We start from the raw sequence: 14498 nt of genomic DNA, 5'->3' as shown, positions 1-14498 counted from the left end.
AGATGGACAACCCGCCCGGCCCCTCTTTCCCAAGGTCGCAGAAAATGGAAAGCTGGCGAGCAAACGGGGCCCAGGGAGGGCTTCAACTTTGTCCAACACACGGGGCAGGCATAAATGAAGCTTGGCTGTATCGGGGACGACTTTACCGGATCGTCTGACCTTGGAAACACGCTTGCCAAAGCCGGAATGCGGGTCGTTCAATATTGTGGGCTCCCCAGTTCACTCGCCGCACCGGATGTGGAGGCGGGCATCGTTTCCCTGAAGACGCGGACAGTACCCGCCGATGAGGCTGTCCGACAGTCTCTGGAAGCGTTGAACTGGCTGCGCGATCAGGGTTGCAGTCAATTCTTCTTCAAATACTGCTCCACTTTCGATTCAACGTCTGAAGGTAATATCGGCCCTGTTGCGGAGGCGCTGAGTGAGGCGCTGGAGGCGGGACCGGTGATATTCTGCCCGGCCTTTCCCGCGACAGGCCGCTCCATTTATCAGGGTCACCTGTTTGTCCATGGCCGGCTACTCAATGAATCCGGAATGGAAAATCACCCATTGACGCCGATGCGGGATGCGGATCTGCGCCGGGTGTTGGCGTCGCAGACAAAAAAGCCCGTCGGCCATGTGGCTATCGGGGATGTGTTGGCCGGGCATGAAGCCATTCGACGCGCCATCACGCGGGAGTTCGAGGCGGGGCGGCCGTTCATCATTGTCGACGCGGTCAGCGATGCACATCTGGTGGAGATCGGCAGGGCGGTGGCCGATCTCCCGCTTGTGACCGGCGGCTCAGGGATTGCTCTTGGTCTTCCAGAGAATTTCGGCTGCCGTCCCGCCCGGCTCGACCGCGCGGAAGGGTTCGCGCCGATGGCATCGAAGGCCGTGGCACTGGCGGGCTCTGTCTCCCGTGCCACATGCGGTCAGGTGGAGGCGCACCGCAGGGCAGGCCAGCCCGCATACGAGATTGCCGCTGCCGAAGTGCTTGAAAAGCGGGTCAACGCGGAATCCCTGGCTGAATGGCTGATCGAACAAGAGGGTGTTCCGCTCGCCTATTCTTCCGCTGGTCCGGAAACGGTTTTGGAGAACCAGCGCCGGTTTGGCCGGGACACGGTGGCGCAGGCCATCGAGCAGCTATTTGCAGAGACCGCGCGTATTCTCGCAGAGCGGGGAGTGGACATCATCATATCCGCCGGGGGCGAAACCTCGGGGGCGATCGTGTCGGCGTTGGAGGTCGAGGCGTTCGAGATCGGGCCGGAAATCGACCCAGGTGTTCCAGCGCTTCAGGTGGTTGGAAGATCGCTGAGACTGGCTTTGAAATCCGGCAATTTCGGAGGACAGGACTTTTTCATCAAGGCAGCACGAATTCTTGGAGCAAATGCATGAGTGAAGAGACACGCCTGCGGGATGAAATTGCGCTTTTGGCGAAATCTCTCTATGACCGCGGCCTGACCCATGGGTCCACCGGCAACATATCGGCCCGGCTTTCTGATGGCAGTTTGCTCGTAACCCCAACCGGGTCTTCGCTCGGCATGCTGGATCCGGCCCGCATTTCCCGTCTCGATGGATCATTCAAACATATTGACGGCGACCTCCCGACAAAGGAGGTGCCTCTCCATTCAGCCTTTTACGAAACGCGTCAGGCCCAGACCGGCGCGGTGGTGCATCTGCATTCCACCCATTCGGTGGCGCTCTCGGTGCTGCCTGAAACGGATCCCGACAATGTGCTGCCACCCATCACGCCCTATTCACTCATGCAGCTCGGCAAGGTGAAGCTTCTTCCCTATTTCATGCCCGGAGATGCAGCCATGGGTGAGGCGGTGAGGGGCCTTGCAGGCAAGCATTCAGCCGTGCTTTTGGCCAATCATGGCCCGGTGGTGGCGGCAAAGAATCTGAGAGCAGCGGTTTTCGCCATGGAGGAGCTGGAAGCAACGGCACGTCTGGTGCTGCTTACCCGCGGCATGAAGGCAAACCTTCTCACCGACAATGACGTGGCGGCCCTGGCGAAACAGTATCCGGTCGAATAAAGGGTTTTCGCGCATGCGAAATGGCGGGAGGCGCCGACTGGGGTGATCCGGCCCTGGTTTTGACGCGTAGTCTCTGGCAACAGAGGAGTTTGAGCGTCATGACAGGCAACACCGCAAAAGGTATCGTGTGGATCACAGGTGCAAGTTCTGGTATCGGGCGCGCGCTGGCGTTGCGCCTGGCGCGCAGCGGATGGCAGGTGGCGGCCAGTGCCAGAAGTGTGGAAGCGCTGGAAGAACTGGCAGCCGAGCAGGCGGGGCGCATCTACCCTTATCCGCTTGATGTTACCGATATGACGTTGACCAGGCGCGTCCACGGGCGGATCGAGCATGACCTCGGACCGCTCGACATGGCTGTTCTGGCAGCAGGCACCTACAAGCGCGACGGTGCTTTCGACTTCAGGGCAGAAACCGCGCAGGCGATGATTTCAGTCAATCTGCAAGGCACCTTGAATGCGCTTGACCCGCTATTGAAAACGATGATGCAGCGCGGGCGGGGCAAGATCGCCATCATGGCTTCAGTGGCGGGCTACAATGGTCTGCCCGGTGGCGCAACCTATGGCGCGACCAAGGCGGCGCTCAACAATCTGTGTGAGGCAATGAAGCCGGAGGCCGAGCGCAGGAACGTTTCGCTGAGCGTCATCAATCCCGGTTTCGTCGATACGCCGCTGACGGCGCGCAATGATTTTCCGATGCCATTCCTGATCTCGGCGGAGGAGGCCGCAGACACGATCGAAAAAGGGCTCGAATCCGGACGGTACGAGATCATATTCCCCTGGAAAATGAAGATAGCAATCAAATTGTTGCACGCCCTGCCAGCGGCTCTGCGCTTTATGATTACCCGCAAGCTTGTGCGCGCTGGAGACTGATCCTCTCACTGTGGCAGGTTATGCAAGCTCGTATTGAACCACATCGATACGGCCGTTGCGGAAGCCTGCCCGGCAATAGGCTAGATAGTAAAGCCACATGCGGCGAAAGCGCTCGTCGAATCCGAGTGACGAAATGGCCTCCCACCCTCGTGCGAAGCGCGCTTCCCATTCGGTCAATGTACGGGCGTAATCCTTCCCGAAACAATATCGGTCAGCGAGTGTGAGGCCGGCGTTGAAAGCGGCATCTTCGAAGGCGCGTTGGGACGGGAGCATGCCACCGGGAAAAATATAGGTCTGGATGAAATCCGCCTTCCGTCGATAGATCTCAAAGCGGCTTTCATCCACCGTGATCACCTGGATAAGAGCACGCGCACCCGGTGCCAGGAGGGCGCGGATCCGATCGAAATAGAGAGGCCAGTTCTCCTCGCCGACGGCTTCAAACATTTCGATGGAGACAATCTTGGAGAAGGTGCCGCGGCAATCGCGATAGTCTTGCAGACGGGTTTCGGACCTGTCGGACAATCCAGCTTGCGCAAGCCTTTCCCGGGTAAAATTGGCCTGCTCGCGCGACAGTGTCAGTCCGGTCACACGGCAACCCGTCTTGCGAATTGCATGTTCAGCGAAGCCTCCCCAGCCGCAGCCGATCTCGAGAACATGATCGTCGGGCCCGATCTTCAGGCGATCGATGATGCGATCGTATTTGGCAGCCTGGGCGTCCTCCAGGCTCTGTGTTTGCGAGCTGAAGACCGCTGACGAATAGGTCATGCTCCTGTCGAGCCAGTGGCTGTAGAATTCGTTGCCGAGATCGTAATGGAAGGCGATGTTGCGCCTGCTCCCCGCGCGCGAGTTGCGACGAAGGCGATGCCTCAGCACGTCCAGCTTGGACATCAGAGAGGAACTCTCCAACACGGCACGCCAGCGTGTTTCGTTAGCCAGAGCCAATTCGAGGACGGCGTCCAGGTCGGGCGTTTCGACGTGGCCGTCGAGAAAGGCCCGTGCAAAACCGTTGCTGCCTCCTGTCAGGATCTGCATAAAAGCCCGTCCGTTCTTGAAGCGAAGCACGGCGGCTGGGCCTGGCTGTGTCCCGGCGGCTGTGTGACGCCCGCCGTCGGGGAAACGCAGAGTGATCTGACCGTAATCGATGGCATCCGCCCAGCGACAGACTATGCGCTGCCACAGGGGGCTCGATGACTGGGCGTTTAGCCTGGAGGCATGTTCAATATGACTCATGAGGATCTGCCTTTTGATCGGGTTTGACCAGGGTCTGCGTGACCCGGTGTGGGGAAGGCGTGTGCCTGTGGAAGGGGATCTTTTTCAGCCAGAGGCGTGCCGCCTCGAGATGGATTGCACCGGTGATTTTAAGTGTCATCAGTGGATGGCTTAAAAGGAGTCCCAGCAACGCCCGGTCAGTCAAGTCCCGACGTTGTCCTGCAAAGGAGGCGTGCAGCACCGGTGCGTCTTCCTCTGTCTCGTTGATTGCGACCAACACATCCTCCGTGGGGGGCAGGATGCGGAAGTTGTACCGGCACTTCATTGACAGGAAGGGTGACACGTAAAGTGCCTTGTCGCAGGCATGGCGAATGCCCTTCGGAGCCATATTCTCCACGGGAATCACATAGGTGTGCCGTTCGCCGAAGGTGTTGCACACCTCGTACAGTATGAGACGCACATTGCCTTCTTCATCCCTGCAGAAATACACGGACAGAGGATTGAAGACGTACCCAAACATCCTTGGATAGCACAGCAGGCCCACCCGCATTGTCCTGGCATCGAGGCCGGCCTTTTCAATCTGCGCATCGACCCAGTGGCGCAACCCGCCCGGAACGCCATTGCCGTGATCCGTGTCGTGGAAGGAGAACACCCCGGCACGATTATAGCTGAACAGCCGCAAGCGTTCCGACAGACAAGGCAATTCATCGAGATCGAGATAGAGGGCGAACACCCGGTAGCTCAAATGGTGTGCCGTGGGCCGGTGACGCCGGTGGACGACCTTTCCGGAATATATGGTGGAAACCCAGCTCATTCTGCCGCGACAACGTCCTGACTGACCGGCAGCGGCTGGTCTTGCCGATTGCCTCTCCAGGGCGGAGAAACGCCGGCCAGTTGTTCTGCCGCGCTAAGGCCCGAGCGGATGCCGTCTTCATGAAACCCGCTGCCGAAATAGGCACCGCAGAACCAGGTTCCGCGGACGCCCTGAAGCCGCCAAAGCTGCTTCTGTGCCGTGAGCGCTTTCGTATCGAAGAGGGGGTGTGTGTAGGAAAAGGCGGCAATCTGATCTTGCTCGGGAACCGCATAGACTGGGTTAAGCGTCACGAAGAGCGGATGGACCGGATCGAGATTCTGCAAGCGGTTCATCCAGTAGGTGACACAGAGCTGTCGTTCTCCGGGCTGGCGCGCCGCCTCGATGTAATTCCAACTCGACCAGACGCTGCGACGCTTCGGCATAAGTCCAGTGTGCCGGTGCAGCACTGCCTCATTGGGCGTGTAAGCGAATTCACCAAGGAGCTGGTATTCATCCTCACTTGGGTCTTCGAGCATGCGAAGCGCCTGATCCGCGTGAGTGGCAATCACGATGTCGTCAAATGTGTCAGTATGCCCAGTTGCGTCGGTTACCTCTACCCCGTGATCCCGGCGTCGTACATTTGTCACGGGGGAGGCAAGGCGCACTTCTCCTTCAAAATTCTTCAGGAGCCGCTCGACATAAGTGCGGCTGCCGCCCGTGACGGTGCGCCATTGCGGCCGGTTGGTGAGTGTCAGAAGCCCGTGTCGCTCGAAAAATCCGATAAAGGCGCGGAGTGGGTAATCACGCATCTGCGCGGCCGTGGTCGACCAGATCGCTGCGCCCATGGGAAGAAGGTGGTTGTTGATGAAGCTGTCGCTATAACCCGCGCGTACAAGAAATGAGCCGAGCGTTTCGTCCGTATTGCCGCGTTCGATCAGAATGGATGGGGCCGTCCGGTAGAAGTGGATTATGTCGGCGATCATCCGCCAGAAGACCGGACGCAGGACATTTGCTTTCTGACCAAGCAACCCTTTGAGCCCGGATCCGGAGTATTCGAACCGGCCGCCATCCAGCGACGCCGCAAAGGACATGTCTGAGGGCTGGGAGGAAACGCCAAGATGCTCAAAAAGGGAGACGAGCTCAGGATAATTGCGGTCATTGTAGACGATGAACCCCGTATCGACCGCCGTGGGCCCCCGCGGGGTGATTACATCTACCGAATTCGCGTGTCCGCCTGGTCGCGCGTCCGCTTCATAAAGGGTGACCTGGCGAGAGCGGGAAATGAGCCAGGCAGCCGAAAGCCCGGAAATGCCGCTGCCGATAACCGCCACGCGACTGTCAGTCGGCCTGTGTTTTTTTGTCAGCAACGGGAAGCCCTCCATGAATGTTATGAAGGTCTACGGACACGGAGCCCATTTGGATCTCCCTGCATCAAAAAATTTTGCTTGTTGTGATCCGGAATGCTCTAACTGTCGTAACTCAGGGTATGAATCTCGATCTATGCCCGACATTGCCTGCCAGACAGGCGCTTCCAGCGTTTGGTGTCGTGCATGCCACACGGCATCACACAGCGGTGTTGCGGGGCTTGATGAAAGATATCTCCAGACCAGCGCCTCAAGACGATGTTGCACGTTTGATCGTCCGCGTTGGCGCGAGCGGCGATATGGAAGCCTTCGAACAGATCTTTCGTGCCTACGCACCTCGGGTGCGCGCCTTCATGTTGCAGCGTGTGCGCGACCCGCAGGTCTCGGAAGAACTGATGCAGGAAACAATGGTAACGATCTGGCGCAAGGCCGCGCAGTTCGACGCGGCAAAAGGCTCACCCAGTGCCTGGATATTCACCATCGCCCGCAACTTGCGCATCGATAGCTACCGCCGCAGCCGGCAACCGGACTTCGATCCCAACGATCCCGCATTTGTGCCGGAAGCAGAGCCTGCAGCCGATGATGCGGTCGAAACACAAGACGAAGAACAACGTCTGCATATCGCCTTGACCGGCCTTCCTCCCGAGCAGCACGACCTTCTGAAACTGGCCTTCTTCGAGGAGGTTTCGCATAGCGAGATCGCGGAACGTCTCGGGCTGCCGCTGGGCACGGTGAAATCGCGCATTCGGCTTGCCTTTTCAAAATTGCGCGCGGCGCTGGGAGACCGGCCATGACCATTCAGCATCAGGTAAGCGATGAGCTTCTTCTCGACTATGCCACCGGCGTGCTTTCGGAAGGCTGGCGCATCGCGATTGCCACCCATCTTGCTTTGTGTCCACAGAGCAGGCGCCGCCTTGCGCTGATGGAAATGGCGGGTGGAGCTTTGGTAAGCGACCTTGCGCCTCAATCTTCGCTGCCCGATGAGGATCGCAGCTGGAAGGCCCTCAAACAGCGGCTGGAGAGCGCAAAGGCGCAAGGCGAGACACCCCCGTCAAGCCGCAATCCGGAGAGCGCCCTCTCTATCGTCCTGCCGGAACCTTTGCGTTCTTATGTGGGGGGTGACGTGGATTCGGTGAAATGGCGACCGCTCGGTCGCGGGGCCTACCACCTGCCCATTGCGGTGGAGGACAAAAGCACAAGGGTCCGCTTGCTGCGCATTCCAGCGGGCAAGCCGGTGCCGGAGCACGGGCATCGGGGGCGGGAGTTAACGCTCGTTCTTTCCGGCAGTTTTTACGACGGCGACGCGTTATTCGCACGGGGCGATCTGGAAGAGGCGGACGAGGCTCTGCAGCATCAGCCGGTGGCGACGGAAGGCGAGGATTGCATTTGCCTTGCCGTCACAGACGCCCCCTTGAAATTTCGCAGCTGGCTGGTGCGCGCCGTTCAGCCGATCCTCGGAATCTGATCGCGCGCGACTTTCCAGGTATCGGAGCATTCAATGACCTACATCATCGCATATCTCGCCACGGCCATGGTCTTCTTCGGGCTGGATTATGTCTGGCTGTCGCGTGTGGCTACGGGCTTCTACCGCGATCGGATGGGGCACTTGCTTCTTGATCAGCCAAACCTTGCCGCCGCCGGGCTTTTCTACTGCGTATACGTGGCGGGCATCGTCTACTTCGCCGTCGCCCCCGCCCTTGGCAACGGCACGGCAACCAGTGCTCTTATCGCCGGTGCGCTTCTTGGTCTGATCGCCTACGGAACCTATGACATGACCAATCTGGCAACGGTGAAAAACTGGTCCGTGGCGGTAACCATCGTCGATATGGCGTGGGGGACTGCACTGACGGGCGCGTCAGCCTGGGCCGGCTACATGGTGACGCTTCGGCTTGCCGAAAGGCTCTAGTCCTGCACGAGGGAGCGGGACACCGGTTGTCTATCCGAAAGGGCTTGTGAGTGATGGTAGCGGTAGGCCGCCTTGGACGTAAAGCACACCTAGATCGGGTTCGGGGGGAACGTTGGTAGCGGAGGAGGGATTCGAACCCCCGACACAAGGATTATGATTCCTCTGCTCTAACCGACTGAGCTACTCCGCCGCCTGGAGGCCGGGGAAACCGTTTCAAAACCGGTTCGGTGCCTCACGAAGACGCGCGGATATAAGGGGGCGGTGTCTGTCGTGTCAAGCGGGCTTCACCGTTTCTTGGGGGAATTTGTCCAGGCTTACGATTTCCCTGAAGAAATCGGCGGGATTTCACGGGCAGGGTTGAGTCGCGAGGGCCGCGTCTGTATGTGTTTTCTGCGCCAAAATCTTGGGCGAAGGATTTTATGAAACCGCGTATTGCCGTACTCGGATGTGGCTATTGGGGCTCGAACCACATTCGCACGCTTAAGTCTCTGGGAGTGCTGGCTGCCGTGTCTGATGCCAATGAGGCGCGGGCTGAAGGCTTTGCCAGTGAACATGAATGCGTGGCGATCTCACCCGACGCACTCTTCGAGCATGCCGAGATCGATGCGATCGTGCTGGCTCTGCCGCCGCAGTTTCACGCCGAATACGCCATCCGTGCCATGCGTTCGGGCAAGGATGTTCTGGTTGAAAAACCCATAGCACTGACTGTCGAGGATGCCGAGCGCTCGGTTTCCGTGGCGCGTGAAACAGGGCGCATCATCATGGTTGGCCATGTGCTGCGCTTTCATCCGGCTTTCGAGAAACTGAAGTCGCTGATCGACCAGGGCGACCTTGGTGAGATCCGCTATATCCATTCCCACCGGCTGGGGCTTGGCAAGTTTCACACCGAGAACGACGCCCTGTGGGATCTTGCCCCACACGATCTGTCGATGATCCTGGCGCTGACGGGAGCGGCTCCCGAAGAAGTGCGCGGCGAGGGCGCGGCGCTCCTCGATCACCTGAGCGATTTCGCGCATCTCCACATGCGCTTTCCTGGCGGTCTGCGCAGCCACCTCTTCACCTCGCGGCTCAACCCCTATCGTGAGCGCCGCCTGACGGTTGTCGGCGACAAGGCGATGGCGGTGTTCGATGATGTGGAGCCATGGGGGCGCAAGCTCGCCGTCTATCGCCATGCAGTCTGGCAGGACAGCGGCCATTGGGCGTTCACCACCAATGAGCCAACCTATGTGGATGTGGAAGAGGGGATGCCGCTGACGCGTGAGCTGCAGCATTTTCTCGACTGTATCGAAACAAGAAGCGAGCCGCGCACAACGGGCGAAGAGGCCATTGAGGTTCTGCGCATTCTGACGGCCGGTTCTGTAATGCATGGCTGACGCGTCTGGTCAGCCAGCCTGAGTTTCCTGCCGCTTGACCATCGATTTTCCAGCAAAAGCGCCCGCTCTTTGAAGGCTGAGACTGCCGCGGGTGAGCAGGGCGACCTTTACGCGCTGGGTGCGGCTGCTGCCAGACGCGTGAGCTGTGCTTCCGCTTCCTGCCCTCTCTCCGAACGCTCAATGAAGCCACCACCAAAGACGCGGGCCTCATTGCCGTCATCGGAGTAAAGCACGCAGGCCTGTCCGGGAGCGACGCCGGCTTCGCCCTCGGTGAGTTCAACCCAGGTCTTGCCGTCTGCGTGATGCAGCACGGCAGGGCGCGGCGGGCGCGTCGAACGAACCTTGGCAAAGACCTCCATCCCATCTGCGGGCAATTCGTCGAGCGGACCATCGCCGAGCCAGTTCACCTGCCGCAAGAACACCTTGTGCGTTTCCAGCGCCTCTCGCGGGCCAACAATGACACGCGCATTCTCGGCATCCAGGTGCACGACGTAGAGCGGTTCTCCCGTGGCGACGCCGATACCGCGCCTCTGGCCGATGGTGTAATGCATCACGCCGTCGTGGCGGCCGAGTTTGCGCCCGTCCAGATGCACGATCTCACCCGGCGTCGCGGCCTCGGGCTTCAGCTTGCTGATAATGTCCGAATATTTGCCGCGTGGTACGAAGCAGATGTCCTGGCTGTCCTGCTTGGCGGCGACGCTCAGGCCCATTTCTTCGGCGATGGCACGCACATCAGGCTTGGAGAGTCCGCCCAGCGGGAAACGCAGATAGTCGATCTGCTCCTGAGTGGTGGCGAAAAGGAAATAGCTCTGGTCGCGATCAGCATCCACCGGCCGCGTGAGCGCGCGGTGGGCACCATTCGCGCGGCTGCGGATATAGTGCCCGGTAGCGAGCGCGTCGGCGCCAAGGTCCCGTGCCGTTTCCAGAAGGTCGGCGAATTTCACGGTCTGATTGCACGAAACGCAGGGGATCGGCGTTTCACCGGCGACATAGCTTTGAGCGAAGGGGTCGATCACGGCCTCGCGAAAGCGCTGCTCGTAATTCAGCACATAGTGAGGAATGCCCAGCGTCTCGGCCACACGACGTGCGTCGTCAATGTCCTGACCGGCGCAACAGGAGCCGGGGCGGTGCGCGGCCTCGCCATGATCATAGAGCTGCAGCGTGACGCCAACGACGTCATAGCCCTGTTTGGCGAGGATGCCGGCAACGACGGAGGAGTCCACACCGCCTGACATCGCCACCACGATTCGGCAGTCCTGCGGGCGTCCGGGCAGGTCGAGGCTGTTCATTTGCTTGATCTTCTTTGTCTCTGAGCGTGGCCGATTACATGCCAATGCGGCGAATATAGGTCAAGGATCGGCATGCTGCCAGCCCGAAGGTTAACGGTCGCCGATGGAAGCCAGGCCGCGGTTTTCCGGAGTTTTGCCACTGGGGTCGACGCAATTTGAAACAAATCGGCGACAAATTCCTAACGCGGGATTCATGTCCGTTACCGTATGCTTACCATGTGTTTAGGCAAATTTTAAAGCCGGCGCAGTAGCTTGTGTGACGGGTCTTGAGTTCAGGTAGAGAGTACTATGACCGAAATGGTTCGACCGCGCGTAAAATATGTCATCGGCCCGGATGGCAGCCCGCTGACAATTGCGGATCTGCCACCGAGCAATACGCGCAGGTGGGTAATCCGTCGCAAGGCGGAAGTGGTGGCCGCAGTGCGCGGTGGGCTTTTGAGTCTTGAGGAAGCCTGTCAGCGCTATCGTCTGACGGTGGAGGAATTCCTCTCGTGGCAGGCTTCTATCGATGATCATGGCCTGGCGGGGCTGCGGACAACACGTATCCAGCAATATCGACATTGACCAGGTTTCGACGCATTTTCGCGAAACGGGAAAATGCGTCGACTGCCGTTCAAACCCGAAAAGGGCCGGCGTTCTGCGTCGGCCCTTTTCTTTTCCGGCGCGAGGTCGAATTCAGTTCTGCATTTCCGTTCTGCCAGGCTGCATGACGCCGCGATCTATTTAAACAGACTCTGGCAGTCCGGGGTTTATCCAGCGCAACAGGTAGAAACGCAAAACGGCAGGGAGAACCCTGCCGTTGAAAGTGATTCAGCGATAGATGGTGTCTGCGGGGACGAAGGTCAGCCGGTCATCGCGCGGGAGGCTGCTGCGTCCTGTCGCCCGCGCCCGTCGCGGTTTTCCAGAGCTTCGGCCTTGGCCAGTTCTGCTTCCGCCTCGGAAAGTTCGGCCTCGGCGGATTTGCGCTGTTCGACGAGTTCTGCCTGCGAGGTGCGCAGGTTGTCGCGGCGCAGGCGCGCGGCCTTGGCAAAAGTCGGGTAGGCGAAGTGATTGAGATCGGTGATGCCGGCCTTCGTTTCCTCAGAAGTAATCTGCGCATCCAGTTCCGCGGCCATGCGGTCGAACTCGGCAATCATCGAATCCAGCTGTGCCATGCGGCGGCGCTTCTCATTAACCTGAAACTGCTTCAGTCGAACGAGGTTTTCACGCGGCTTCATACTCGATACTCCCACAATACGCACACACCAGCGCCCCTCGGCGGCTGTCCGTCCCGTTTACGCCGGGTCAGTCCTCGCAGGGTAAGCGCACTTAGGAAACAAATTCCTAAGATTCGGCCCCTTCGGTAACCATTCGTTTACGGGCATTGTTAATCATAAGGACGATGGCTTAAGGCACGGTAAAGATTGTGCGTGAGAAAGACGTAATTTGATTGTTGAGAGAGTCGGTTAGCGTGAATTGCTAATGTGATTCGCTCTATTCAGAGGCGGATATTTCACTAGTGGAATCAAAGAAGTGCCTTCAAAAGCTGAAAAGGGAATCTGGTGCTTGCCAGACCGAATTAGATTTTGTTAACCATTAACTGGCAGCCTCCGATTCAGGCAATCATTGCTTCGGTGCCGGATGCCTGCCAGGCCGGGTCGGCGGCGAGAAGGGGATAAAGATGCGCGTTTTGCTGATTGAAGACGACAGTGCTACGGCACAGAGCATCGAATTGATGCTCAAATCCGAGAGCTTCAATGTTTATACGACGGACCTCGGAGAAGAGGGCGTCGATCTCGGTAAGCTCTACGATTATGATATCATACTGCTTGATCTCAACCTGCCGGATATGTCGGGTTACGAGGTCCTGCGGACACTGCGCCTTTCGAAGGTGAAGACGCCCATCCTTATCCTCTCCGGTATGGCCGGCATTGAGGACAAGGTGCGTGGCCTCGGGTTCGGCGCAGACGACTATATGACGAAGCCGTTCCACAAGGACGAGCTTGTGGCGCGTATTCACGCCATCGTGCGACGCTCCAAGGGGCACGCACAGTCGGTTATCACCACCGGTGATCTGATTGTGAACCTGGATGCCAAGACGGTCGAGGTCGCTGGGCAGCGCGTCCACCTGACGGGCAAGGAATACCAGATGCTGGAGCTACTTTCGCTCCGCAAGGGTACGACGCTGACCAAGGAAATGTTCCTGAACCATCTTTATGGTGGAATGGACGAACCGGAATTGAAGATCATCGACGTCTTCATCTGCAAGCTTCGCAAGAAGCTGGATGCCGCGTCCGGCGGTCAGAATTTCATCGAGACGGTTTGGGGTCGCGGTTACGTGCTGCGCGAGCCCGAGGAAATTCGCGAAAGCGCCTGACCCCCGTTTCGCCTCCCCTTCAAGAACGCGCAAACCCGGCCGCGAGGCCGGGTTTTTTGCGTTGTCTGGGTGTGTTGTTTTGTCCAGTCAGGCGTTACGCTGCTGTCTGAAACTCCCGGAACTGCTCGAGCAATTGCGCGCGGGTAAAGGGTTTCAGCATATAGCCCTGCGCTCCAGCCCGTTTCGCACGCATGATCGCGCCGAGATCGAGCTCAGCAAGACACAGAAGAATATACGGCTTGAACTCTGCAGGCAGAACCATCAACCGGCGAACGAGGTCGCTTGAATCCATATCCGGCAGGGAGCTGTCGATAATGATGATGTCAGCCATGTCATGGGCAGACAGATCAAGGGCCTCCTGCCCACTGGCGGCCTCGGTGACCATCATTTCCGCGCTGGCGAGTATCCGTTTGGCGACCTTCCGGATGACGCTGGAATCGTCGACGATCAGGCAGCGAGCCATTTTCCACATCCTTTCGTGCAATGCAGTTGCCGCTGTCAGGCAAGCAGGAAGGAGTATGGAGCAAGGCTGGTAAAGCTGCCGCAAAGACTTATGGTTAACGGACTATTTCCCTGCAGACAGGATGATCTCATCGGCCGTGGCGCGGATATTGACCGTCATGCCTGTATCGCGTGCCAGAAGCAGGGTGTAGTAAAACTGAACGCTGTGGGCATCGATGGGCTCTTCCGGTTTGCTTCCTGAGTGAAGCTCAAGAAACTTCGGTGGTACGCGCAGCATCGGGCCTTCGGCCTTGATCTTGAAAGCGGGGGAGGTTTCGAGCTCTTCGAGATAAACGCGCAGCTTGCCGCCGCGCGGAATAGCGGAATTGGCAACGAGCAACAGGTTTAGCAAAAGCTTTACCTGGTTTTTGGGCAAGAGCGCGCGGGCACCATTCCATTCGAGTTCGGGCTTTTCGTTGGCGATGAAGGCCGTGGCTACCGCCTGTGCGTCTCCTGTGTCGATCTGCATACCCGCCGAACCGGCGGCGCCAAAGGCGATGCGCGCAAACTGCAGGCGTGCCGAGGCATTGACCGCGCTGGCGCGGATCAGGGCCATGGCATCTTCGTCAGCGCCGCCCTCATCTAACAGTTCGAGGCCGTTGTTGATGGCACCCACCGGCGAAATGATGTCGTGGCAAACGCGGCTGCACAGAAGAGCGGCAAGATCGGTTGCGCTCAGCGAGAAAAATTCGGACATGGGCATCTGTCCTCCAGACGTTGTTGCCGATCGGACCATCGCTGCCTGTGGATGCCGCGGCGCCGGCCGGTCTTTGCTCTTGTGGTTCCGACTTCGAACAGGTCCCAGTCTCCGACCGAATCAGATCATGGA

Annotated in this window: 16 protein-coding genes and 1 tRNA gene; 9 read left to right on the top strand and 8 right to left on the bottom strand. The window is 58.9% G+C overall.

Annotated elements, in window-relative coordinates:
- Nucleotides 1-114: 114 nt before the first annotated feature.
- The 3 genes from otnK to HF949_RS16075 all read left to right on the top strand — a co-directional run bounded on the left by otnK (nucleotide 115) and on the right by HF949_RS16075 (nucleotide 2878).
- Nucleotides 115-1371 carry a 3-oxo-tetronate kinase gene (gene otnK / locus HF949_RS16085; RefSeq protein ID WP_292896954.1) on the top strand — a complete coding sequence of 419 codons (1257 nt, stop codon included), beginning with the start codon at nucleotides 115-117 and terminating at the stop codon, nucleotides 1369-1371.
- A complete protein-coding gene (gene otnC, locus HF949_RS16080; protein WP_292896952.1) occupies nucleotides 1368-2012 on the top strand; it encodes a 3-oxo-tetronate 4-phosphate decarboxylase in 645 nt (214 codons plus the stop codon). Before otnK ends, otnC begins: the two co-directional genes overlap by 4 nt.
- A gap of 98 nt (nucleotides 2013-2110) precedes the next feature.
- Nucleotides 2111-2878 (top strand): SDR family NAD(P)-dependent oxidoreductase, encoded by a 768-nt coding sequence (locus HF949_RS16075; RefSeq protein ID WP_292896950.1) that lies wholly within the window; start codon nucleotides 2111-2113, stop codon nucleotides 2876-2878.
- A gap of 18 nt (nucleotides 2879-2896) precedes the next feature.
- Here HF949_RS16075 and HF949_RS16070 read toward each other — a convergent pair whose 3' ends face one another.
- The 3 genes from HF949_RS16070 to HF949_RS16060 are packed head-to-tail and all read right to left on the bottom strand — an operon-like array spanning nucleotide 2897 to nucleotide 6247.
- Nucleotides 2897-4108, bottom strand: coding sequence for an SAM-dependent methyltransferase (locus HF949_RS16070; protein WP_292896948.1), 1212 nt, complete (start codon nucleotides 4106-4108; stop codon nucleotides 2897-2899).
- Nucleotides 4095-4901, bottom strand: coding sequence for a DUF1365 domain-containing protein (locus HF949_RS16065; protein ID WP_292896946.1), 807 nt, complete (start codon nucleotides 4899-4901; stop codon nucleotides 4095-4097). Before HF949_RS16065 ends, HF949_RS16070 begins: the two co-directional genes overlap by 14 nt.
- The gene (locus HF949_RS16060; protein WP_292896944.1) at nucleotides 4898-6247 is read right to left on the bottom strand and encodes an NAD(P)/FAD-dependent oxidoreductase; all 1350 of its coding nucleotides are present in this window, start codon (nucleotides 6245-6247) and stop codon (nucleotides 4898-4900) included. The genes HF949_RS16065 and HF949_RS16060 overlap by 4 nt, the downstream gene beginning before the upstream one ends.
- A gap of 221 nt (nucleotides 6248-6468) precedes the next feature.
- On the opposite strand from HF949_RS16060, the gene HF949_RS16055 reads away from it, so the two are divergent.
- The 3 genes from HF949_RS16055 to HF949_RS16045 are packed head-to-tail and all read left to right on the top strand — an operon-like array spanning nucleotide 6469 to nucleotide 8150.
- Nucleotides 6469-7038 carry a sigma-70 family RNA polymerase sigma factor gene (locus HF949_RS16055; protein WP_292896942.1) on the top strand — a complete coding sequence of 190 codons (570 nt, stop codon included), beginning with the start codon at nucleotides 6469-6471 and terminating at the stop codon, nucleotides 7036-7038.
- On the top strand, nucleotides 7035-7709 hold the full coding sequence (locus tag HF949_RS16050; protein ID WP_292896940.1) for a ChrR family anti-sigma-E factor: 675 nt from the start codon (nucleotides 7035-7037) through the stop codon (nucleotides 7707-7709). The genes HF949_RS16055 and HF949_RS16050 overlap by 4 nt, the downstream gene beginning before the upstream one ends.
- A gap of 33 nt (nucleotides 7710-7742) precedes the next feature.
- Nucleotides 7743-8150 carry a DUF2177 family protein gene (locus HF949_RS16045; protein WP_292896938.1) on the top strand — a complete coding sequence of 136 codons (408 nt, stop codon included), beginning with the start codon at nucleotides 7743-7745 and terminating at the stop codon, nucleotides 8148-8150.
- Nucleotides 8151-8263: 113 nt separating this feature from the next.
- Here the strand turns inward: HF949_RS16045 and HF949_RS16040 are convergent.
- Nucleotides 8264-8340, bottom strand: a tRNA-Met gene (locus HF949_RS16040).
- Between the two features lie 229 nt (nucleotides 8341-8569).
- Between HF949_RS16040 and HF949_RS16035 the strand changes: the two genes are divergently transcribed.
- On the top strand, nucleotides 8570-9523 hold the full coding sequence (locus HF949_RS16035) for a Gfo/Idh/MocA family protein (protein ID WP_292896936.1): 954 nt from the start codon (nucleotides 8570-8572) through the stop codon (nucleotides 9521-9523).
- A 107-nt stretch (nucleotides 9524-9630) separates the two neighbouring features.
- Here HF949_RS16035 and mnmA read toward each other — a convergent pair whose 3' ends face one another.
- Nucleotides 9631-10812: a tRNA 2-thiouridine(34) synthase MnmA gene (gene mnmA, locus HF949_RS16030; protein ID WP_292896934.1), complete on the bottom strand. Its 1182-nt coding sequence runs from the start codon at nucleotides 10810-10812 to the stop codon at nucleotides 9631-9633.
- A gap of 288 nt (nucleotides 10813-11100) precedes the next feature.
- On the opposite strand from mnmA, the gene sciP reads away from it, so the two are divergent.
- Nucleotides 11101-11376, top strand: coding sequence for a CtrA inhibitor SciP (sciP, locus tag HF949_RS16025; RefSeq protein ID WP_007009631.1), 276 nt, complete (start codon nucleotides 11101-11103; stop codon nucleotides 11374-11376).
- 278 nt (nucleotides 11377-11654) lie between these two features.
- Here the strand turns inward: sciP and HF949_RS16020 are convergent, their stop codons facing one another.
- Complete coding sequence (locus HF949_RS16020) at nucleotides 11655-12029, bottom strand: flagellar export protein FliJ (protein ID WP_292896931.1); 375 nt, start codon at nucleotides 12027-12029, stop codon at nucleotides 11655-11657.
- 443 nt (nucleotides 12030-12472) lie between these two features.
- Here HF949_RS16020 and ctrA point away from each other — a divergent pair, with 443 nt between their 5' ends.
- Entirely contained in the window at nucleotides 12473-13168 is a 696-nt protein-coding gene (gene ctrA, locus HF949_RS16015; protein WP_223021304.1) for a response regulator transcription factor CtrA, read from the top strand.
- A gap of 94 nt (nucleotides 13169-13262) precedes the next feature.
- Here the strand turns inward: ctrA and HF949_RS16010 are convergent, their stop codons facing one another.
- Both HF949_RS16010 and chpT read right to left on the bottom strand, forming a co-directional pair.
- Nucleotides 13263-13631 carry a response regulator gene (locus HF949_RS16010; protein WP_292896929.1) on the bottom strand — a complete coding sequence of 123 codons (369 nt, stop codon included), beginning with the start codon at nucleotides 13629-13631 and terminating at the stop codon, nucleotides 13263-13265.
- A gap of 102 nt (nucleotides 13632-13733) precedes the next feature.
- Entirely contained in the window at nucleotides 13734-14366 is a 633-nt protein-coding gene (gene chpT, locus HF949_RS16005) for a histidine phosphotransferase ChpT (RefSeq protein ID WP_292896927.1), read from the bottom strand.
- Between the last annotated feature and the right edge of the window lie 132 nt (nucleotides 14367-14498).

This window comes from Nitratireductor sp. (assembly GCF_017794765.1).
Classification (GTDB): Bacteria; Pseudomonadota; Alphaproteobacteria; order Rhizobiales; family Rhizobiaceae; genus Nitratireductor.
This window is presented reverse-complemented; position numbering and strand designations above follow the sequence as displayed.